This window comes from Streptomyces omiyaensis (assembly GCF_014650895.1).
GTDB classification, from domain to species: Bacteria; Actinomycetota; Actinomycetes; order Streptomycetales; family Streptomycetaceae; genus Streptomyces; species Streptomyces omiyaensis.
The window spans coordinates 226,081-245,746 of sequence record NZ_BMVV01000004.1; the positions used below are offsets into that span (position 1 = coordinate 226,081).

At 77.4% G+C, this 19,666-nt stretch carries 20 protein-coding genes; 7 read left to right on the forward strand and 13 right to left on the reverse strand.

The window, feature by feature from the left end; genetic code table 11:
• Positions 1-280: 280 nt before the first annotated feature.
• Together IE287_RS09135 and IE287_RS09140 are read left to right on the forward strand one after the other, a co-directional pair.
• Positions 281-1,075, forward strand: coding sequence for an aldo/keto reductase (locus IE287_RS09135; RefSeq protein WP_189848639.1), 795 nt, complete (start codon positions 281-283; stop codon positions 1,073-1,075).
• An 8-nt stretch (positions 1,076-1,083) separates the two neighbouring features.
• Positions 1,084-1,563, forward strand: coding sequence for an RICIN domain-containing protein (locus IE287_RS09140; RefSeq protein WP_189848420.1), 480 nt, complete (start codon positions 1,084-1,086; stop codon positions 1,561-1,563).
• A gap of 24 nt (positions 1,564-1,587) precedes the next feature.
• Here IE287_RS09140 and IE287_RS09145 read toward each other — a convergent pair whose 3' ends face one another.
• Positions 1,588-2,544 (reverse strand): class I SAM-dependent methyltransferase, encoded by a 957-nt coding sequence (locus tag IE287_RS09145; RefSeq protein WP_189848421.1) that lies wholly within the window; start codon positions 2,542-2,544, stop codon positions 1,588-1,590.
• Positions 2,545-2,609: 65 nt separating this feature from the next.
• Positions 2,610-3,542 (reverse strand): AraC family transcriptional regulator, encoded by a 933-nt coding sequence (locus IE287_RS09150; RefSeq protein ID WP_189848422.1) that lies wholly within the window; start codon positions 3,540-3,542, stop codon positions 2,610-2,612.
• 119 nt (positions 3,543-3,661) lie between these two features.
• On the opposite strand from IE287_RS09150, the gene IE287_RS09155 reads away from it, so the two are divergent.
• Together IE287_RS09155 and IE287_RS09160 are read left to right on the forward strand one after the other, a co-directional pair.
• On the forward strand, positions 3,662-4,465 hold the full coding sequence (locus tag IE287_RS09155; RefSeq protein ID WP_189848423.1) for a Rossmann-fold NAD(P)-binding domain-containing protein: 804 nt from the start codon (positions 3,662-3,664) through the stop codon (positions 4,463-4,465).
• 249 nt (positions 4,466-4,714) lie between these two features.
• Positions 4,715-6,346, forward strand: coding sequence for an ABC-F family ATP-binding cassette domain-containing protein (locus IE287_RS09160; RefSeq protein WP_189848424.1), 1,632 nt, complete (start codon positions 4,715-4,717; stop codon positions 6,344-6,346).
• A 15-nt stretch (positions 6,347-6,361) separates the two neighbouring features.
• Here IE287_RS09160 and IE287_RS09165 read toward each other — a convergent pair whose 3' ends face one another.
• Positions 6,362-7,111: a class I SAM-dependent methyltransferase gene (locus IE287_RS09165; RefSeq protein ID WP_189848640.1), complete on the reverse strand. Its 750-nt coding sequence runs from the start codon at positions 7,109-7,111 to the stop codon at positions 6,362-6,364.
• Between the two features lie 59 nt (positions 7,112-7,170).
• Positions 7,171-7,476, reverse strand: coding sequence for a 4a-hydroxytetrahydrobiopterin dehydratase (locus IE287_RS09170; RefSeq protein WP_189848425.1), 306 nt, complete (start codon positions 7,474-7,476; stop codon positions 7,171-7,173).
• 104 nt (positions 7,477-7,580) lie between these two features.
• Between IE287_RS09170 and IE287_RS09175 the strand changes: the two genes are divergently transcribed.
• The gene (locus IE287_RS09175; RefSeq protein ID WP_189848426.1) at positions 7,581-8,384 is read left to right on the forward strand and encodes a helix-turn-helix domain-containing protein; all 804 of its coding nucleotides are present in this window, start codon (positions 7,581-7,583) and stop codon (positions 8,382-8,384) included.
• Here the strand turns inward: IE287_RS09175 and IE287_RS09180 are convergent.
• The 6 genes from IE287_RS09180 to IE287_RS09205 form a co-directional block, all read right to left on the reverse strand.
• The gene (locus IE287_RS09180; protein WP_189848427.1) at positions 8,374-8,790 is read right to left on the reverse strand and encodes a hypothetical protein; all 417 of its coding nucleotides are present in this window, start codon (positions 8,788-8,790) and stop codon (positions 8,374-8,376) included. The genes IE287_RS09175 and IE287_RS09180 overlap by 11 nt on opposite strands.
• 180 nt (positions 8,791-8,970) lie before the next feature.
• On the reverse strand, positions 8,971-10,821 hold the full coding sequence (locus IE287_RS09185) for an alpha/beta hydrolase (RefSeq protein ID WP_189848428.1): 1,851 nt from the start codon (positions 10,819-10,821) through the stop codon (positions 8,971-8,973).
• A 103-nt stretch (positions 10,822-10,924) separates the two neighbouring features.
• Positions 10,925-11,095 carry a hypothetical protein gene (locus IE287_RS09190; RefSeq protein ID WP_189848429.1) on the reverse strand — a complete coding sequence of 57 codons (171 nt, stop codon included), beginning with the start codon at positions 11,093-11,095 and terminating at the stop codon, positions 10,925-10,927.
• Positions 11,096-11,151: 56 nt separating this feature from the next.
• Entirely contained in the window at positions 11,152-11,586 is a 435-nt protein-coding gene (locus IE287_RS09195; RefSeq protein WP_189848430.1) for a hypothetical protein, read from the reverse strand.
• Between the two features lie 148 nt (positions 11,587-11,734).
• A complete protein-coding gene (locus tag IE287_RS09200) occupies positions 11,735-13,900 on the reverse strand; it encodes a phage holin family protein (RefSeq protein WP_189848431.1) in 2,166 nt (721 codons plus the stop codon).
• Positions 13,901-14,053: 153 nt separating this feature from the next.
• Positions 14,054-14,458, reverse strand: a complete 405-nt coding sequence (locus IE287_RS09205; protein ID WP_189848432.1) for a recombinase family protein — start codon at positions 14,456-14,458, stop codon at positions 14,054-14,056.
• A gap of 93 nt (positions 14,459-14,551) precedes the next feature.
• On the opposite strand from IE287_RS09205, the gene IE287_RS09210 reads away from it, so the two are divergent.
• Both IE287_RS09210 and IE287_RS09215 read left to right on the forward strand, forming a co-directional pair.
• On the forward strand, positions 14,552-15,331 hold the full coding sequence (locus IE287_RS09210; protein ID WP_189848433.1) for an MBL fold metallo-hydrolase: 780 nt from the start codon (positions 14,552-14,554) through the stop codon (positions 15,329-15,331).
• Positions 15,328-15,978 (forward strand): DedA family protein, encoded by a 651-nt coding sequence (locus IE287_RS09215; RefSeq protein ID WP_229883358.1) that lies wholly within the window; start codon positions 15,328-15,330, stop codon positions 15,976-15,978. The genes IE287_RS09210 and IE287_RS09215 overlap by 4 nt, the downstream gene beginning before the upstream one ends.
• On the opposite strand, the gene IE287_RS09220 is transcribed toward IE287_RS09215, so the two are convergent.
• The 3 genes from IE287_RS09220 to IE287_RS09230 form a co-directional block, all read right to left on the reverse strand.
• Entirely contained in the window at positions 15,958-16,998 is a 1,041-nt protein-coding gene (locus tag IE287_RS09220) for an MBL fold metallo-hydrolase (RefSeq protein WP_189848434.1), read from the reverse strand. The two genes, IE287_RS09215 and IE287_RS09220, sit on opposite strands and share 21 nt — an antisense overlap.
• A gap of 35 nt (positions 16,999-17,033) precedes the next feature.
• Complete coding sequence (locus tag IE287_RS09225) at positions 17,034-18,269, reverse strand: aminotransferase class I/II-fold pyridoxal phosphate-dependent enzyme (RefSeq protein WP_189848435.1); 1,236 nt, start codon at positions 18,267-18,269, stop codon at positions 17,034-17,036.
• Between the two features lie 82 nt (positions 18,270-18,351).
• The gene (locus IE287_RS09230; RefSeq protein WP_189848436.1) at positions 18,352-19,578 is read right to left on the reverse strand and encodes a sulfite oxidase; all 1,227 of its coding nucleotides are present in this window, start codon (positions 19,576-19,578) and stop codon (positions 18,352-18,354) included.
• Positions 19,579-19,666: the final 88 nt, after the last annotated feature.

Below are 19,666 nucleotides of genomic sequence, written 5' to 3' on the forward strand. Positions count from 1 at the left end.
TGCCGGAGCGCGGTACGGCCGAGGCCGTGCGGCCGAGGGCGGCCGGGGCGGACGACCGGGGGGGCGCCGGGGCGGACGACCGGGGGGCGCCGGGCCGGCGGGGTCTTCCGGCCGGCGGGAGCCGTGGCGCGGTCGCCGGAATGATGCGGGGCGGGTGATCGTTGGACCCGGGGGACGGGCGCGCGCGCCCGTCCGCGTACGACCACGACGACGTAAGGATCCATCCCACGTGAGCACGGACAGCAAGGTCCCCTCGGTCATCCTGAACAACGGCGTGGCGATGCCGCAGCTCGGCTTCGGCGTCTGGCAGGTGCCGGACGACGAGGCGGTGAAGGCCGTGGCCACCGCCCTGGAGGCCGGTTACCGCTCCATCGACACGGCGGCGGTCTACGCGAACGAGCGGGGCACCGGGCAGGCCCTGGCCGCCTCCGGGATCCCCCGCGAGGAGCTCTTCGTCACCACCAAGCTGTGGAACAGCGACCAGGGCCACGACGCCGCCCTCCACGCCTTCGACACCTCGCTCGACCGCCTCGGCCTCGACTACGTGGACCTGTACCTCATCCACTGGCCGCTGCCGGCGAAGGACACCTACGTCGACACGTACCGCGCCCTGGAGAAGATCCTCTCCGAGGGCCGCGCCAAGGCGATCGGCGTCTCCAACTTCCTCCCCGAGCACCTGGAGCGGCTGGTCGCCGAGACCTCGGTGGTGCCGGCCGTGAACCAGATCGAGCTGCACCCGCAGCTGGCGCAGGCCGAGGCCCGCGCCCTGCACGCGCGGCTCGGCGTCGCGACCGAGGCCTGGTCGCCGCTGGGCCAGGGCCGGGGGCTGCTCGACGTCCCGGCGCTCGTCGCCGTCGCCCGCAAGCACGACCGCACCCCCGCCCAGGTGGTGCTCCGCTGGCACCTCCAGCTGGGCAACGTCGTCATCCCGAAGTCGGTGACCCCCTCCCGCATCCGCGAGAACATCGAGGTCTTCGACTTCGAGCTGGACGCGGAGGACGTCGCCGCGCTCGCCGCGCTCGACGAGGGCCGGCGGCTCGGCCCGGACCCGGCCGAGTTCCACGTGGGCGCCTGAGGCACCCGGTGGGGGGAACGCGGGACGGGGGTCCGGCCCCCGTCCCGGACGGGCTGTACCGGGTCAGGAACGTGGGCAGCGGGCTGCTCCTGGAGGTGTACGCCGGCTCCCGGCGCGGCGGCGCGAAGGTGCAGCAGGGTGCCGCGACGGACGCCCCGGGGCAGCACTGGCGGGTCTCCGCGGTGCCGAACGGCGGTGGGCTGTACCACCTGGTCAACGCGGCCAGCGGCAAGCGGCTGGACGTGGTGAACGCCTCCACCGAGCCGGGCGCGCTCGTCCAGCAGTGGCGGGCGAACAACTTCGGCGCCCAGGAGTGGATCATCGAGCAGGACGTCCAGTCGCCCGGGACGGTCGCCCTGGTCGCCTTCGTCAGCGGGCTGCTGCTCGAAGTGGCGGACGGTTCGGCGGCCGAGGGCGCCGACATCCGCCAGGGGGAGGACACCGACTCGCCGTTCCAGTGGTGGCGGCTGGAGCCGGTGCCCTCCTGACCCGCGCCGGACGGCCCGCGCGGCTCAGCCCTTGCGGGCGGTGTGGACCGTGTGGGCCGTCAGGTGGAAGAGGTCGGTCCTGCGGAGCAGGGAGTGCGCCTCGGCCGGGTCGAGGAGCCGGTCGAGGGTGGCGCGGTCCTCGGCGTCCAGGTGGTCGCCGAGACCCTCGCGCAGCCGCTCGAAGTGGCTGACGGCGAGCTCGCGGACGACCTGCGGGACCGGCGCCGGCACGTCCACCAGGAAGGTGCGGGTGCCGGCCGGGGTGAGGCCGGCGGCGGTGAACAGGGCCCGCCAGTCGTCCGGTTCGGCGGTGGCACCGGGCAGCTCGGCGCGCATCCGGGCGAACCAGCCGGCGTGCTCGGCGTCGATGCGGGCCTCCAGGCCCGGGCGTCCGGTGCCGATGTCCCGGGGCAGGTGCCGCAGGGGCAGTCCGCCCTCGACGAGGGCGACCAGGCCGCCGGGGCGCAGCAGTTCGGCGAAGCCGGCGAGCGCGGCCCCCTGGTCGCCGATGTGGTGCAGCGAGTTGCCCGCCCACAGCAGGTCGGCCTCGCCCAGGGTGCCCAGCTCGCCGGGGAGTTCGGCCCGGAGGGTGGAGACCCTGGCGCCGAGTCCCTGGGCCTCGGCGCGGCCCCGGGCCCGCTCCAGGAGCTCCGGGGTGGCGTCGACGGCGACGGCCTCGGCGTACGGGAACGCCTCCGCGAGCAGCGCGGTGACGACGCCGGGACCGCTGCCGACGTCGAGGAGGCGGCGCACGCCGCTCGCCGGGACGAGGGTGCCGATCCAGGCGGCGGCCTCGCGGTAGGCGGTGCCGGCGACCTCTGCCTGGCGCTCCAGGAGCGGGGCGAGCCTGCCCCAGTCGAGCTCGGCGCCGTCGCCGTGCGCGTGGGAGTGGGACGGGCCGGGGCCGTGCGCGTGGCCGGAGGCGGGGCCGTCCTGGTGTCCGTGCCCGTGGCGGGCGTGGGGTTCACGATGCTGGGTCATGGGACCAGCCTGCGCCGGACCCCGCCGGAAACGCGAGAAAAGTTGCCGGTACGGCAAACGTGTCGTCAGCCGCCGGCCCGGTGCTCCTGCGGACTGACGCCCCGGACCCGCTTGAAGGCGGCGCTCAGGGCGAAGGCGCTGCCGTAGCCGACCCGGCGGGCGACGGAGTCCAGGGTGGCGTCGCCCTCCCGCAGCAGGTCGGCGGCGACCGCGAGCCGCCAGTCGGTCAGGTACGTCATCGGCGGCTCGCCCACCATCTCCGTGAAGCGGCGGGCCAGCGCGGCCCGGGACACCCCGGCCGCGGCGGCGAGGGAGGCGACGGTCCACGGGCGGCCGGGGTCGGCGTGGAGGAGGCGCAGGGCGCGGCCGACGACCGGGTCGCCCATCGCCCGGTACCAGGCGGGCGGCTCGGCCCCCGGGCGGGCGAACCAGGCGCGGACGGCGGCGATCAGGAGCAGGTCGAGGACGCGGTCGAGGACGGCGCTCTGGCCCGGTTCGTCGCGGGCGATCTCCTCGTCGAGGAAGGGCATCAGCGGGCAGCGCCACAGCCCGGCGGGGAGGTGGACCAGCGGCGGCAGGGCGTCGAGCAGGCGGCGGCCGACCTCGCCGTCCATCCGGTAGGTGCCGACGAGCACGGTCGTGCCGCCGTCGCGGGCGTTGCCCCAGGTCCGCACCCCCAGGCTCATGGCCTCGGCGAGCGGTTCCCCGGCGAGGGTGGTGCAGGCGCCGCCCGGTCCCACGCGCGCGGTGTGCGGGCGGTCCGGGAGGTCGGCGACGGTGTACGGCTCCGGGCCGCGCATCACGGCCACGTCGCCGGGGCGCAGCGGCACGGGGTCACCGGCGGCCGGCGCGATCCACGCCTCGCCGCCGGTGACGCACATCAGGCAGAGCGGGGCACCGTCCTCGATCCGCACGGACCACGGGGGCTCCATCACCATCCGCAGCAGGAAGGCGCCCTTGGCGCGGGGCCCGTCGAGCAGTCCGGCGAGTGCGTCCATGGCCCGCAGCGTAGACGCACGCGCATGCGGCCGAGCCGCCGGAGCATGGGCGCGGGGGCCGCGCGGCGGGAGTCTGGGGGCATCGCGAAGGACGCGGCGGGACACGGGAGGAGCAGACCATGACGGTCCGTACGGTGCTGGTGACGGGTGCGACGGGGAAGACCGGGCGCAGGGTGGCGGAGCGGCTCGCGGCGCGCGGAGTGGAGGTGCGGGCGGGCTCGCGGTCGGGCCCGGTCCGCTTCGACTGGGAGGACCCGGCGGGCTGGGGTCCGGCGCTGGCGGGCGCGGACGCGGCCTACGTGAACTACCACCCGGACCTGGCGGCGCCGGGCGCGGTGGAGGCGATGACGGCCTTCGGGGCGGCGGCGGCCGGGGCGGGCGTCCGGCGGCTGACGCTGCTGTCGGGTCGGGGCGAGCCGCTCGCCGAGGCGGCGGAGGAGGCGCTGCGGGCGGCGGCGGGCGTCGAACCGGCCCTGGTGCGGGCGTCGTTCTTCGCGCAGAACTTCACCGAGGGGCTGCTCGCGGAGGGCGTGCGGGCGGGCGAGCTGGTCTTCCCCGCCGGGGACACCCCCGAGCCGTTCGTCGACGTGGCGGACCTCGCGGACGTGGTGGTGGAGACGCTGCGGTCGGACGCCCACGCCGGGCTCGTCCACGAGCTGACCGGTCCGCGCGGGGTGACCTTCGCCGAGGTGGCGGCCGAGCTCTCCCGGGCGTGGGGGCACCCGGTGACGTACACGCCGGTGGAGCCGGGGGCCTACGCGGAACTGCTGGCCGGCTTCGGCCTGCCCCGTCCGGAGGCGCGGTGGCTCGCGGAGCTCTTCGGGACGCTGCTCGACGGGCACAACGCCGAGCCGACGGACGGCGTGAAGCGGGTCCTGGGACGCGAACCCCGCTCCTTCGCCCGCTTCCTGGCCGAGGGGTAGCCCGCCGTCCCGCCGTTCGCCGCCCGCCGCCCGCCGTCCCGGGCTCCGGGCTCCGGGCTCCGGGCTCCGGGCTCCGGGCTCCGGGGCGAAAATCCCGGGGCTGCGTCCGGGTCGGCTGTTAGCCTGGGCCCATGGGTGCGTTCTCCTACTACTTCCTCTGATTCCGGATGCCGGCAGTGCGGCCGCCGTCGCGGTCGCGCGCCGGTTTCGTGTGCCCTCCTTCCACGCATCCGTCAGAGGAATCCACCCATGCGCGACCGCGCCCAGCTCTCCCTCCGTCAGGTCGGCGTCGCCTTCGGGGACCGCCGCGTCCTCGACCAGGTCTCGTTCACCGTCCGCCCCGGCGAGAAGGCCGTCGTCGTCGGCGAGAACGGCTCCGGCAAGTCCACCCTGCTCCGTCTGCTCGACGGCGCCCTGACCCCCGACGAGGGCGAGGTCCTCGTCCGCTTCCCGGGCTCCGTCGCCCGGCTCGCCCAGACGCTTCCCGAGACGTACCCCGTCGGCCCGGACGACACCGTCCAGGACGCCGTCGACCTCGCCCTCGCCGGGCTGCGCGCCCTGGAGGCGGAGCTGCGGGAGGCCGAGGCGGGGCTCGGCGACGCGGGGCCGGACGCCCTCGCCGCGTACGGCGAACTCCTCGACCGCTTCGAGGAGCGCGGCGGTTACAGCGCCGACGCCGGTGTCGCCTCCTCCCTGCACGCCCTCGGCCTCGGGCACGTCACCGGCGACCGGCCGCTCGCCACCCTCTCCGGCGGCGAGCAGGCCCGGCTCGCGCTCGCCTGCGTGCTCTCCTCCGGCGCCGAGCTGCTCCTCCTCGACGAGCCGACCAACCACCTCGACCGGGACGCCGTCGACTGGCTGCGCGGCCGGCTCGCCGCGCACCGGGGCACCGCGCTCGTCGTCACCCACGACCGGGCCTTCCTCACCGGCTTCGCCACCACCGTCCTGGAGGTCGACCGGGACCTGCGGACCGTGCTGCGGTACGGGGACGGCTGGGCCGGCTACCGGGCCGCGAAGGCGGCCGAGCGGCGCCGCCGGACGCAGGAGCACCTGGAGTGGCGGGAGGAGGTGGCCCGGACGGAGGGACTGGTCGCGGCGGCCGGGCAGCGGCTCGCGGTGACCGGGAAGGACCCGCGCCAGGGCTTCGGCAAGCACCGCCGCTCCAGCGAGAACAAGCTCTCCGGGCAGGTCAGGACGGCCCGGCGGCGCCTCGACGAGCTGCTGCGGGAACCGGTGGCCGCGCCGCCCGAACCGCTGCGCTTCGGCGGGCGGTTCGCCGGCCCGTCGGACGCCGGGCCGTCCGACGGGCCGGTCGTGGAGCTGGAGGGGGTCGTCGTCGGCGACCGGCTCGCCGTGGACGGCCTGCGGATCGGAGCGGGCGAGCGACTGCTCGTCTCGGGGCCCAACGGGGCCGGGAAGACGACCCTGTTGAGGGTGCTGGCCGGTGAACTCGCCCCGGACGCCGGGGTGGTGCGCCACGCCGGACGGGTCGGACACCTCGCGCAGGAGCTGCCGCACTCCCCCACCCGCAGGACCGCCCTCGCGGTCTGGGCGGAGGGCCGGCCGGGCCCCGCCGAGGAGCACGCGGAGGAGCTGCTGGCGCTGGGGCTGCTGCGGGAGGAGGACCTGGCCGTGCCGGTGGCGGCGCTCTCCGCCGGACAGCGCCGCCGTCTCGAAATCGCCCTGCTGGTCTCCCGTCCCGCCGAGCTGCTGGTCCTCGACGAACCCACGAACCACCTCGCGCCCGCGCTGGTGGAGGAGCTGGAGGAGGCGGTCGCCGCCTTCCCCGGCGCGGTGGTCGCGGTCTCGCACGACCGGGAGTTCCGCGAGCGCTTCGCCGGCCGCGGGCTCGAACTGTCCGGGGGCCGGCCGGCGGTCTAGGAGGCGCCCCTCCGCTCAGGCGGACGGGGCCGCGGGCGGCTTCGCGTGGGCCCGGAGGCGGTACTCCGGGGCCGGGCGGGGCCGGTCCCGGTCCGGGAGGGCCGCCAGGGCCGCGGCGAGGGCCTCGGTGGCGGCCGGTTCGCCGCGGTACCAGGAGGCGTAGTACCCGGCGCGGAGCCTGCGCGCGGTGGCGGCGGGGGTGGCGCCCTGGCCGTGGCCGGTGAAGGTGGCGGAGCCGGCCGGGACCAGGCCGTGGGCGGCGGCGAGGGCGGCGACGCGGTCCGCGCCGTCGTGGGCGGCGCCGGCCGCCCGGTGCGGGCGGAGCAGGGCGTCGATGTCGCTGCCGACGTCGTGGGCGGCGTCCTTGTCGACGGTGACGACGAGGACGCCGCCGGGGCGCAGCACCCGGGCGGCCTCGGCGACGATCTCGGCGGTGAACGGCACCAGGTGGAGCAGCCAGACGGCGCAGACCGCGTCGAGGCTCGCGTCGGGGAACGGCAGCCGGCGGGCGTCGGCGCGGACGACGCGGCCCGGAAGGCGCCGGCCGGCGGTCAGCAGCATGGCGCGGGCGGCGTCGGCGCCCACGACGCGCAGCCCCGGCCGGGCGATCCGCTCGGTGACCAGGCCGGTGCCGCAGGCGAGGTCGAGGAGGGTGCCGGTGCCGGGCGGCAGCAGCCGCAGCACGGCGCCGGCCGCCGCCTCGGCCCGGGGCACTCCGCCCCGGGTCGCGTCGTAGTGGGCCGCCTCGGCCTCGTAGTCGAGCAGGGTGTCCGCCATGCCGGCGATCGTACGGGGACGGCCTTCCCGCCGGGGCGGACGGTCCGTCAGCGGGCGCCGTGGACCGGCGCGATGCTCTCGACGCGCTCGGCGAGGGCGAAGTCCTTCGCGGTGACGGCGCCGCCGGCGGAGTGGGTGTGGACGGACAGGGCGACCGAGTCGTAGCCGAGCGTCAGATCGGAGTGGTGGTCCAGCTCCTGCTGGATCTGGGCGACGTGGACGACGAGCGCGGTGGCCGCGAAGTGGTCGGCGAGGCGGTAGGAGCGGACCAGGCGGGCGTCCTCGACGGACCAGCCGGGGAGCTCCCGCAGTCGGTCCTCGATCTCCTTCTGCGACAGCGGCTGCGTGGGCACGGGGGTGCTCCCTCCGGTCGGTGGTGCGGGCTGCGGGGCAAGGGGTGCGGATGTGGCCCCGGGGGGAAGGTACCCGGGGCACCCCTCTGGGATACCGTCTGGGCATGACGACGGTCGTGAGCGACACGGGGGTGGGGCCGCTGCTGCGCGGCTGGCGCGAGCGGAGGCGGCTGAGCCAGCTGGAGCTGGCGCTGCGCGCGGACTCCTCGGCACGGCACATCTCCTTCGTCGAGACGGGCCGGTCACGGCCGAGCGAGGAGATGATCCTGCGGCTCGCCGAGCACCTGGACGTGCCGATGCGGGACCGCAACGCCCTGCTGCTGGCGGGGGGTTACGCGCCCCGGTACACGGAGTCGACGCTGGACGCGCCGGAGCTGGGGACGCTGCGGGAGGGCATCGCGCGGCTGCTCCGGGGGTACGAGCCGTACCCGGCGCTGGTGGTGGACGGCTCCTACACGGTGGTGGCGGCCAACCGGGCGATCGGACTGCTCCTGGAGGGGCTGCCGGAGCACCTGCTGACGCCGCCGATGAACGCGATGCGGATCACCCTGCACCCGGAGGGCCTGGCCCCCCGGATCCGCAACCTGCGGGAGTGGCGGGGGCACCTGATGGCCCAGATGGAGCGTCAGATCGCCTACGCCCGCTCGGACGCGCTGCGGGCGGTGTACGAGGAGGTGACGGCGTATCCGCTGCCGGAGCCGTCGGCGCACGACGTGCCGGACCCGGAGCCGTATCCGTACTTCGCGCTGCCGCTGCGGATCGAGCACGACGGGCGGGTGCTGTCCTTCGTGTCGTCGATCTCGACCTTCAACACGCCGATGGACGTGACCGTCGCCGAGCTGGCCATCGAGACGCTGCTCCCGGCCGACCCGGCGACGGTCGAGTACCTGCGCTCCCTCAGCGGGTAGCGGCCCGCAGGGCGGCCCACTGGAGGAGGGCGAAGCCGGCGACGGTGCCGGCCTGCACCGGGGTCCAGACGAGCCCGGCGGTGGTGGGGTCGAGCCAGGCGGCGAGGGCGACCAGGCTGAGGACGGCCCACAGCAGGTTGGTGTCCACGACCAGCTTGACCCCGAGGGCGGGGGGCTGCGGGCGGCTCGCGAGCCAGGCGACGCCCGCCGCGTAGGCGGTGAGGAGGAGGCCGAGTCCGAGGAGCAGCCCGGAGTCCACGCCGAGGAGGTCGCCGAGCGGGGCGGGGGCGAGGGCGTAGGCGAGGCCGTTGGCCCCGGTGACGACGGCGTCGAGGGCGAGGAACCGGCGGAGCGCGGAGTGCGGCCGGGTGGTGCGGGCGAGACCGGCGAGCAGGGCCTGGGACATGACGGATCACCCTCCTGAGGGGTCGTGCGTGCGACGGGGGCCGGCGCCCGGGCGGAGTGCGCCGCCCGGGTTCCGGTGCACACGAGCGTGCCGCCCGGGGCCGGTGCGGGTCGATTACCCGGGAGGTCATGCCGGGGCGCGCGGCTCCCGCGGAGGGGCGGGGCGGCGGCCCGCGGGCCGTCAGTAGGCGGCCGGGCGGTGGCCGATGTGGGCGCGCAGGCGGGTGGTGTCGGCGTCGGTCCAGCCCTCGGGCGGGGCGACGGCGGCCCAGCCGTCGACGGCCCCGGCGCCGTAGCGGTGCCCGTGCGGGGCCTCGACGCCGTACGAGACGGCCATGTCGACGGAGGTCTGCCAGAAGGTGACGAGGGGGAACCAGCGGATCTCGGGCGTGATGTCGGGGCCGAGGGGGCCGGAGAGCCAGGCGGGCCGGTCGAGGAGGAGGGCGGGCGACCACCAGACGACGGGGTCCGAGGCGTTCTGGAGGTAGACCACGCGGGGGTGTTCCCAGGCGGCGGCGGGCCGGGCGAGGTCGGCGGCGGGGAACTGGCCGAAGCGGACGTGGCGGCCGCCCCCGTACAGCGGGCGCCAGACCGGGCTGCCCGGGTCGCGGTCGCGGCGCAGTTCGCGGGAGATCGGGGAGAAGTCGGGCGGTCCCATGATCAGGGCCCCGTCGGTGCCGGCGAGCAGCGCCTCCAGGCTGCCGAAGGAGGCCTCGACGGCGTAGGCGCCGAGGCTCTCGCCGGTGACGACGAGCTTCGGCCGGCGGTCCTCGGGCAGGGTGTCGAGACGGGCCCGGACGGCGTCGAGGAGGGCGCGGGTGGCCTGTCCCGCCTTCTCCTTGTCGACGAGGAAGGAGACCCAGCTCGGCAGGTACGAGTACTGGACGCCGACGATCGCGGTGTCGCCGCGGTACATGTACTCCAGGGCCTCGGCGGCCCTCGGGTCGATCCAGCCGGTGCCGGTGGTGCCGGCGACGGCCAGCACCGCCCGGTCGAAGGCGCCGGTGCGGTCGAGTTCGCGGACGGCGAGCGCGGCCTGGGCGGCGAAGGGCCGGTCGTCGGAGAAGGCGACGGGCGGGGTGGACGGCACGTAGACCCGGACGGGGTCCCGGGAGGGACGGCCGCTCCAGGCGGTGAGCGCGGCGCGGGTGGGGGTGGAGCCGGTGAAGTTGCGGCCCTGGTAGCCGAGGGACTCCCAGGCGAGGAGGGAGCCGGGCCCGCCGGAGACGTGGCGGGACTCCGGGCGCGCGATGCCTTCCCTGGTGCCGCCGTTGGTGGCGGCGGCGATGCGGTCGGCGAGGTCGACGATCCCCCGGTCGTAGACGATGTCGCGGACGCCGACGAGGACCGCGAACGCGGTGAGCAGCGCGCCGGCGGCATAGGCGACGGGCCGGGGCAGGAGCCGGCCGAGGAGCCGGATCAGCGTGACGGCGCCGAGCCGGACGATCCGGGCCAGGACCAGCGCGAGGGCCAGGAGCGCGAGGGCGATGAGGGCGATCACCGGGGTGTGCCAGGTCAGCGAGGGCGGCAGGTCCTGGAGGACCCGCAGCCGGCGCTGCGTCCGCGCCGACTCGGAGATCAGCCAGACGCTCGCGACCGGGGCGAGCAGCCAGTACGCCTGCCAGCAGCGGGTGCGGACCCGGTCGCCCGGGTGCCGGGGGACGAGGGTGCGGAAGAGCCAGGCGAGGGTGGAGCCGAGGGCGTAGCCGAGGGTGGCGGTGATGCCGCCGACGATCCCCTGGAGGTACCAGGGGCGGGGCACCAGGGAGGGGCTGAGGCTCGCCCAGAGGAAGAGGGTGGCCAGGCAGAGGGCGGTGAGGTCCGGCCACCGCCGGACGCGGTAGGCGGGGCTGGGCCGGTCCCAGTAGGGGCGCCGGGCGAGGGCGAGCGTCCGGCCGGCGGCGCGCCGGACGAGCGGCGCGGGGGGACGGGGCGCGGCCTCGTCCCCGGTGCGGGGGCGCGGGCCGGGGACCGGGTCGGAGGGGGGCCCGGGGGACCGATCGGGGCGGGCGTTCCGGTCGGTCGAGGTCATCCGCTCACCCTCGTACGGCCCGGCGGGCGGGCGCAAACGGGATTTCCCGGCGACCGTCGGGATCCGGCCGGTCGGCCGCGCGGGCCGGCCGGATCCCCGCGGGTCAGTGGAGCGGGGGCTCGCGGTGCGGGCGCGGCCGGGCGGGCGCCGGGCCGGGGGCCGGTTCGGTGGCGGGGGCGGGGGCCGGTTCGGGTTCGTGCTCGGCGGCGCGGCGGCCCCGTGCGGCCTCGGCGCGCAGCAGGGCCTGGAGGACGGCGTACGGGTCGGACGGCATGGCGGTGCTCCTCGCGGGTGCGGGGTGGGGGGACGGGCTGCTGGGGGCGGGAGCCTTCAGCAGCGCATCACCACCCGCCGGTGCGCCGGCGTGCGCGGAGCGGGTACGGCTGCGGGGAGGGCGCTCGGGGGCGTGCGGGACCGCCGGGGGCCCGGGGGCGCCGGGACGGGCCGCACGCGGGTCCGGCGGTGCCTGGTGCGGCCGGGGAGCCCGGCCTCCCCCGCGCCGGGTTCGGAGGTCTCGCCCGCGGGATCCGGGACGGCGGGCGCGCTCGCGGGCCGCGGTTCGGCGCCGGAGGGGCCGCCGGTGCCGGTCGCGCCGAGCGCGGCGACGACGGCGAGCAGCGCCCCGCACAGGAGCGCGAGGAAGGGGAGGAGCCGGCGGTACGGGAGGTGCGGGGGGAGCCTCCGGACGCGTGCCGGACGGCCCGCCGGGGTGGCGGGCGCCTGGTGCGGCCCGGTCGGGTGGGCCGCTCGGAGTGCGGGGCTCACGGTGATCCGTCCTGCCCCGCCGGGCCCGCCGACGCTCCGTCCGGGCGGGAGATCCGCCCTCCTGGACTACGCCTCCGGCCCCGGATTCACCGTCCCGGCCGCGCGCCCGCGGGCCGCCGTCCGGGTGGGGGTGGCGGGCCCGCCCGGGTCAGTGGTCGGCGCCCGGCACGGCCCACTCCCCCGGCGGGTCCGACGGGGGGACCGGTTCCGGCGCGCCTCCGGGCTCCGGGGTCGCCGCCGGCCGCTCCAGGGGCACCTGCGGGCCGTCGCTCTCGCGCAGCCAGCGGCGCAGCACCCGGTGCACCTGCTCCGCGCCGACCAGCTCCCCGCCCTCCGGGACCGCCGGCGACAGCTCCGGCGGGGCGAGCAGGAAGGGGCGCGCCTGCTCGCCGCCCAGACCGCCGTGGGAGCCGATCTGCTCCTCGAAGGCGTGCACGGTACCGGTCGCCGGGTCGTACATCGAGTTGACCATCACGTCGGCGACGTGCGGGAAGCCGTCGGTGCGCCGGACCGCGTCCGCCGCGCCGGGGCCGAACACCGCCAGCGGCCCGCCGTCGGTCAGCTCGGCCACCGGGACCTCCACCCCGTCGCGGGCCAGCACCACCGAGCCGTGCTCGGCGCTCGCCACCAGGAGGAAGCCGATCCCCGGATGCTGGGCGAGGGTCCGCAGCAGCGCCGGGTGGCGCCGGTCGATCTCCTCCTTCGTCATCCGGTGCGGCACGTCCGGGAAGGAGACCAGGCCCAGGTTGCCGGAGGCGAGGACGACCGGCTCCGACGGCCGGGCGGGCAGCTCCCGCTCGGTCTCCTCGCCCGTCTCCACCGGCCGGTGCAGGGCGCTGCGCAGCGCGTCCCGGGCGGCGTCGCGGGCCTCCGCGCCGCTGCGGGTCCGGCCGACCCGGCGCGGCACCGGCAGTCCGCAGCCCGCCCGGACCAGGTCCTTCAGCGTCAGCCCGTACGCCCCCGCGAAGGTCTCCCCGGGGCTCTGGCCGTGGTCGGAGAGGAGCACGATCCGGTAGGGCCGGGGCGCGTGCTCGGCGACCCGGGCGATCAGCGCGAGGGACCGGTCGAGCCGCCGCAGCACCTGGTCGGTGTCGTGCCCGCGCGGTCCGGAGTGGTGGGCCACCTCGTCGTAGGCGACGAGGTCCGCGTAGACGGCGGTGCGGCCCGCGAGCATGTCGCCCATCACCGCCGCGACCACCACGTCCCGCTCGATCACCGTCGCGAAGGCGCGCACGAAGGGGTAGGTGCCGCCGCGCCGGATCCGGGGCGTCTCGCGGCGCAGCCGCGCCCGGCTCGACTGGGCCACCTCGCGGGCGACCTCGTTGACGAAGGAGCCGGCGGTGCGGACCGCGTTGGCCGGGTCGGCGAAGTAGGTGAAGTAGCCGGCCCGCGAACGGTTCCTGCGGCCCCGGCGCGCGGCCACCGTCAGCACGAGCGCGACCTGGTCGGCGCCGCCGCTGAAGAGGTTGCCCCGGGAGGCTCCGTCCAGGGTGAGGAGCCCGCCGTCGCCGGTGCGGCGGACGGCCCGGCGCTGGAGCTCCACGGCGCTCGCCGGCCGGTTCGAGACCATGAGGCGGCCGGTGTCCTTCTCGTACCAGCGGAAGGCCGGCACGTCCTCGTTGCTGCCGTGCAGGATGCCGAGCTGGCTGGCGCCGGTCTGGCTCGACCAGTCGGTCCGCCACGGGGTGAGGCGGTGTCCCGCCTCCAGCCGGGCCGCCACCGTCGGCATCAGTCCGTCGGCGACGGCGGTCCGCAGCGCCTCGTGGCCCACGCCGTCGAGCTGGAGGAAGACGGTGCCGGGCGGGGGCGCGGGGACGGACGCCGGGTCGCGGGGGCGGGTGCGGCCGGTCAGCCGGTAGAGCCGGCGGCGGTAGGCGTCGTCGTCCCGGACGGCGAGCGCGGTGGAGGTCGCGGACGCCACGGCGGACATCACGGCGGCGACGACGACGGCGGTCTCCGGGTCGGCGGCGCCCCGCCCGTCCGGGATGATCCAGAGCGCGACGAGCAGCAGCGAGCCGTTCAGGAAGAAGACGAGCAGGCCGAGGACGAGCGCCGGGACGAGCAGCAGCGCGCGGACCACCAGCGGCCAGACGAGCGCGGTCAGCAGGCCGAAGGCGCCCGCGGCCCACGCGGCCGTCAGGGCCGTGCGGGTCAGGCTGTCCCCGTCGGCGGACTGGAGCTCGAAGGCCGGCAGCAGGCCGGCGAGGACGAGCAGCGTGAGCGTCGACACGGCCCACACGGTGAGCACCCGTACCGCCGTCCTGCCCGTGATGTGCCGGCGCTCGCCGCCCCCGGCCCTTCGCCCGTCGCCCACGCCACCCGTCGCCTTTCGCCCAAACGTCCCCCTACCCTGACACACCTACCCACGTGAGGCGCAGGGGCACATCGGCGGGCACGGGGAGGGGCTCCGGGGGGGAGGACGCCCAGGCGTGGAGGGACGCCCGGGGCAGGGAGGGACGCCCGGGCGTCAGGTGCCGTCGTAGCCGGCGGTCGGCATCGAGAGGCGCCGGTGGACCGCGGCCTTGGCCGCGGAGTCGTAGGCGGGCGCCGGGGCGTCGGCCGTCTCCACCCGGACGCCCCGGCGGGCGCACTCCGCGCGGAAGGCGGGGACCGAGGTCAGGGCCCGTGCCAGGACGCCCTCGTTCGCGGCGACGAAGAGGTCGACCTCGCCGGACTCGACGTCGGCCCAGAGCTCGTCGTGGTCGGGGCGCACGCCGTAGAAGAGCAGCTGGCGGGCGAGGACGTAGCCCCGTTCGACGGCCCAGCGGGCGCACACCGCGTGCTGGCCGCGGGTGTCGACGAGGAAGGGGGAGGAATCGAGTTCTTCGAGCGGGGTGAGGCTGGCGATCGCCGCGACCCGGACGTCGTTCATGCGCCGACCCTACTGCCCGGCGGTGCCGCACGGGAGGGCCGCCGGGGCTCTACTCTCGACGGGAGGGAACGCGCGGGGCGAGGGAAGGGCGGCATGCCGGTGGAGGTCACCTGGTGGGGGCACGCGACCTGCACGGTCGAGGACTCGGGGGTGCGCTTCCTCACCGACCCGCTGTTCGCCCGGCGCCTGGCCCACCTGCGCCGGCGGCGGGGCGCCCCGCCGCCCCCGGAGGCGGCCGTCGCGGAGGCGGTCCTCGTCTCGCACCTCCACTCCGACCACCTGCACCTGCCCTCGCTGGCCCGGCTCGCGCCCGGGACGCGGCTGCTGGTGCCGCGCGGCGCGCCCGCCGCCGTCCCCGGGCTGCGCCGGCTCGCCGCGGCGGGGCTGCGGATGACCGAGGTGGCCGCCGGGGACGAGGTGGTGGTGGGGGGCGTGCGGGTCCGGGCGGTGCCGGCGCTCCACGACGGACGGCGGCTGCCGGTCGGCCCGCACCGCTCCCCCGCGCTCGGGTACGTCGTCGAGGGCGAGGCCCGGACGTACTTCGCGGGCGACACCGGCCTGTTCGACGGGATGGCGGAGGCGGTCGGCCCGGTGGACGTGGCGCTGCTGCCGGTCGGCGGCTGGGGCCCCTTCCTGGGGCACGGGCACCTGGACGCGGGGCGCGCCGCGCGGGCGCTGGCGGAGCTCTCCCCGGCGGCGGCGGTGCCGGTGCACTACGGCACGTACTGGCCGATCGGGCTGGACGGGGTCCGGCCCCACGAGTTCCACGCGCCGGGGGACGAGTTCGTGCGGCAGGCGGCCCTCCTCGCGCCGAAGGTGACGGTGCACCGGCTGACGCACGGCGAGCGGGTGCGGCCGGAGGTCGCCCGGTGACGGGTGGACTGCTCGCCGCGGTCCGCGACCTGCCGCCGGAGTCGACGCAGCAGGCGGTCGGCTACCCCTCGCTGTTCCTGCTGGTGGCGCTGGGGGCGCTGGTGCCGGTGGTGCCGACCGGGGCGATCGTGAGCTCGGCGGCGGTGGTGGCCTTCCACCAGTCCTCCCCGTTCTCCCTGCTCATCGTCTTCCTGCTGGCGGCGGCGGCCGCCTTCCTCGGCGACCTGGCGCTGTACTGGCTGGGGCAGCGGGGCGTCCGGTCGCGGAACGGTTCGCGCTGGCTGGAGGCGCTGCGCTCGCGGGTGACGGCGGACCGGCTGGCCCACGCCCAGGAGCGCCTCGACAGCCACCAGGTGTCGGTGCTGGTGCTCTCCCGGCTGGTCCCGGCCGGCCGCATCCCGGTGATGCTGGCCTGTCTGCTGGCCCGGATGCCGCTGCGCCGCTTCGCCCGGGGCGACGCGGCGGCCTGTCTGGCCTGGGCGGCGACGTACCAGCTGATCGGCATCCTGGGCGGCTCCCTCTTCCCGGAGCCGTGGCAGGGCGTGGTGGCGGCGGTGGGTCTGACGCTGCTGGTCAGCGCGGTGCCGTCGGTGTGGCGGCGGCTGCGGGGCGGCCGTCGCGGGACCCTACGGCACGAGGACGCGTGAGCCGCCGACCGGGAGGTCCCAGAGGTCCTCGCGGGGCAGCCCGGCCCGGTCCCAGGCGGTCCGGACGCGGGTGAGGGGCTCCAGGACGGGCTCGGTGGAGAGGACGAAGGTGGCCCAGTGCATGGGCGCCATCCGGCGGGCGCCCAGGTCCTGGTGGGCGCGGACGGCCTCCTCCGGGTCGGTGTGGACGTCGCTGAGCCACCAGCGGGGGTCGTAGGCGCCGATCGGGAGGAGCGCCAGGTCGATGCCGGGGTGGCGGCGGCCGATCTCGGCGAACCAGTGGCCGTATCCGGTGTCCCCGGCGAAGTAGACGCGGTGGCCGGCGGGGTCGGTGAGCACCCAGCCGCCCCACAGCGAGCGGCAGGTGTCGAACAGGGTCCGCTTGGACCAGTGGTGGGCGGGGACGAAGTCGAAGCGGACGCCGTCCACTTCCACCGCCTCCCACCAGTCGAGCTCGGTGACGCGGGTGAAGCCCCGGCGGAGGAACCAGCGGCCGAGACCGGCCGGGACGAGGACCGGGGTGGTGCGCGGGAGGCGCCGGAGGGTGGGGGCGTCGAGGTGGTCGAAGTGGTTGTGGCTGATGACGACCGCGTCGACCGGGGGCAGGTCCTCCCAGCGGACGCCGACCGGGGTGAGCCGGGCCGGGGTGCCGAAGATGCGGCGGGACCAGACGGGGTCGGTGAGGACGGTCAGACCGCCGGCGCGGACGATCCAGCTGGCGTGCCCGGCCCAGGTGACGGCGACCGTGCCGGGTCCGGCAGGCGGCAGCGGGCCCGGCTCGAAGGGGAGCAGCGGCACGTCCCGCAGGCCCTCGGGCCGGGGGCGGACGGCGCCTTCGCGGGCGAGCCGGGCGAGGGCGCGGACCCCGGGCAGGGGGGCGGTGAGCCGGTCGGCGAAGGTGCGGGGCCAGTCCGCGCGGAGCCGGCCGAGCGGCTGGAGCACGGAGGTGGGGAGCGCGGCGGGCGCGGCCCGGTGCGGGGCCTCGGCGGCCGGGGCGGGGCGGGCCGTCCGTTCGGTCATCTGCGGGCTCCGTTCTGCGCGGTGGGCGGCGGGGGTCAGGTGAGTTCTTCCAGGGCGGCGGACAGCTCGGCCAGGGCCCTGACCGCCTGCGGCAGTTGCTCGGGTGCGCGGGAGGCGAGGGTCTCGGCGCGCTCGGCCGGGCCGTCGCCGAGGAGGGGGCCGGTGTCGAGGCGGACGCGGAGGGCGCCGAGTTCGTCGCCGAAGCGGTGGCCGCCGGGGACGGGGCGGCCGAGGCGGGCGGTGAGGTGCTGCTCCAGTTCCGGGGAGTCGGTGACGCCGGCGGCGGCGAGTCCGGGGCGGAGCGGTCCGAGGTCGGCGTAGAGGTGGCGCCCGGCCCTCGGGGGCCGGGCGAGGGCTCCGGCGGCGAGGACGGCGCGGTGCGCGGCGGCGGCGAGCCTGCCGTGGACGGCCGCGGCGCGCAGGGCCGGTACGGAGACGTCCTCGGGTTCGTCGAGGGCGTGGGCGACGGCGGGGGCGAGGGGGGCGGGGAGGACCGCGCCGAGGGCGGTGAGGGCGTCGAGGGCCCGGGCGCGCGGGTCGCCGTACCGGTCGGCGCGGGACGGGCCGGTGGGCGGGAAGCGGGCGATCGCGCAGGGCCAGGAGGCGGGGACGAGTCCGCCGCCCGCGAGGTCGGCGAGGACGGTGACGTCGTCGGGGCACATCTCGGCGGGGCTGACGAGGACGGTGTCCCGGGGCTGGTGGAGGGTGTCGCGCCAGGTCTCGTCGCTGATGACGTGGAGGCCCTCGGCCACGGCGGCCTCGCAGGCCTCGCGGACGAGTTCGGGCGGGGGGACGGTGGCGGTGGGGTCGTCGGCGACGGAGAGCAGCAGCACCCTGGGGGCGCCGCCCTCGGCGCGGACCCTGCGGACGGTCTCCAGGAGGGCGTACGGGTCGGGGACGCCGCCGGCCTCCGCGGTGGTGGGCACGTGGTACGCGGGCCGGCCGAGGAGCCGGATCTGCGGGGTCCACCAGGCGGGGCAGGGTCGGGGCAGCAGCACGTCCCCGCCGTGGGCGGCGAGCAGGGCGAGGAGCAGGGCGGGGGCGCCGGGCGCGGCGAGGACGTCCTCGCCGTGGCCGCGCAGGCCGCGGCGCCACCAGTAGCCGGCGGCGGCCTCCCGGAGGACCGGTCCGCCGCCGGGCGGTTCGGGGTCGGTCCGTCCGGCGGCGGCCGCGAGGAGGGCGGCGAGCCCCGGGGGGACGGACCGGCCGCTCTCGGGCGCGGGAGGTCCGTAGCGCACCGGGCCGCGGCCTTCCGGAGCCGTCTCCCGCATGTCCCGTACCTCCTGAGCGCACGGGGCGCCGGGCACGGCGTCCCCGTGCCCTTTATATGTACAAACGCTCGCCCCCGCCCGTTCAGACGACGGTGACCGGGTGACGGACGACCGCGTCGAAGAGGTAGCCCTGGGTGTTGTGGACGGCCCGGTCGGGCTGGGTGTTCCCGGCGGCGTCGGTGGTGCGGGAGAGGAGCGTGGCGGGTCCGGTGCGGGTGGGCCGCCACGGCGCCGACCAGCGGACCCAGGCGCCGCGCCGGGGCGCGTCGTGGAGGTGGGCGCGGCGCCAGGTGGCGCCGCCGTCGGCGGAGACCTCGACGGTGCGGACCGGGGCGTGGGCGGACCAGGCGCGGCCGGTGAGCCGGTGGACGCGGCCGGCCTCCAGGGCGGCGCCGAAGGGCAGCTGGTGGCCGGACTTGAGGGTCTGCCGGGTGATCGGGGCGCTGCCGCCGGGCGGGTGGGCCTCGCCGAGGAGGCGGTACCAGTCGGTGGACCAGGGGCTGGTCAGCGGGCGGGTGGAGACCTCGATGTCGCCGAGCCACTTGACGGAGGCGATGCCGACCCAGTTCGGGACGATGAGCCGGACGGGGTGGCCGTGGTCGTACGGGAGGGGCTCGCCGTTCATCTCGTACGCGAGGATCACGTCGTCCAGGGCCTTGGCGACGGGCAGCGGGCGGCGGACCCGGCCGTAGTCGGTGCCGCCGGAGACGTACGGGGCGTCGAGGCCGCGCGGCAGCAGGTCGACGGCGTCGTGGGCGAGTCCGGCGCGGCGCAGCACCTCGCCGAGGCGGACGCCGCGCCAGCGGGCGGCGCCGACGGCGCCGAGGGTCCAGGCGGTGCCGGAGACGGTCTGGCCCTGCTGGGTGGCGTAGAGGCTGCGGCCGTTGCCGGCGCATTCGACGAGGGCCGTCCGGGTGACGGAGGGCAGGTCGCGCAGGTGCCCGTAGGTGAAGTGGACGGGGCGGCGTCCGTGGAGGCCGTCGCCCCAGAGCGTGAGCCGCCAGTCCTCGGCGTCGAGGACGGGGGTGGAGGTGTGGTTGCGGACGAAGAAGCGGGCGGCGGGGGTGAGGAAGCCGGTGTCGGCGAAGGCGTCGAAGCGGGCCTCGGCGTTGGTGCCGCGCACGGTGAAGTACGGGTCGGGCAGGGACTTGACGATGCCGGGGGCGGCCTGGGGCGCGGGCGCCGCCGGACCCTCGGCGGTGGCGGCCTCGGCGGCCGGGGCGGCGAGTCCGCCGAGCGCCGCGGCGGCGGGGGTGGCGGCGAAGGCCTTCAGGAGCGTTCGGCGGACGGGCTCGGACGGGTGCGGCACGGGACTCCTCGGCGCGGTCGCGGGGCGGGCCGCCGGACGGCGGCGGGCCGATCGTAGGGGCGCGCGGGGCGGGTGGTGCCGGTCGGGG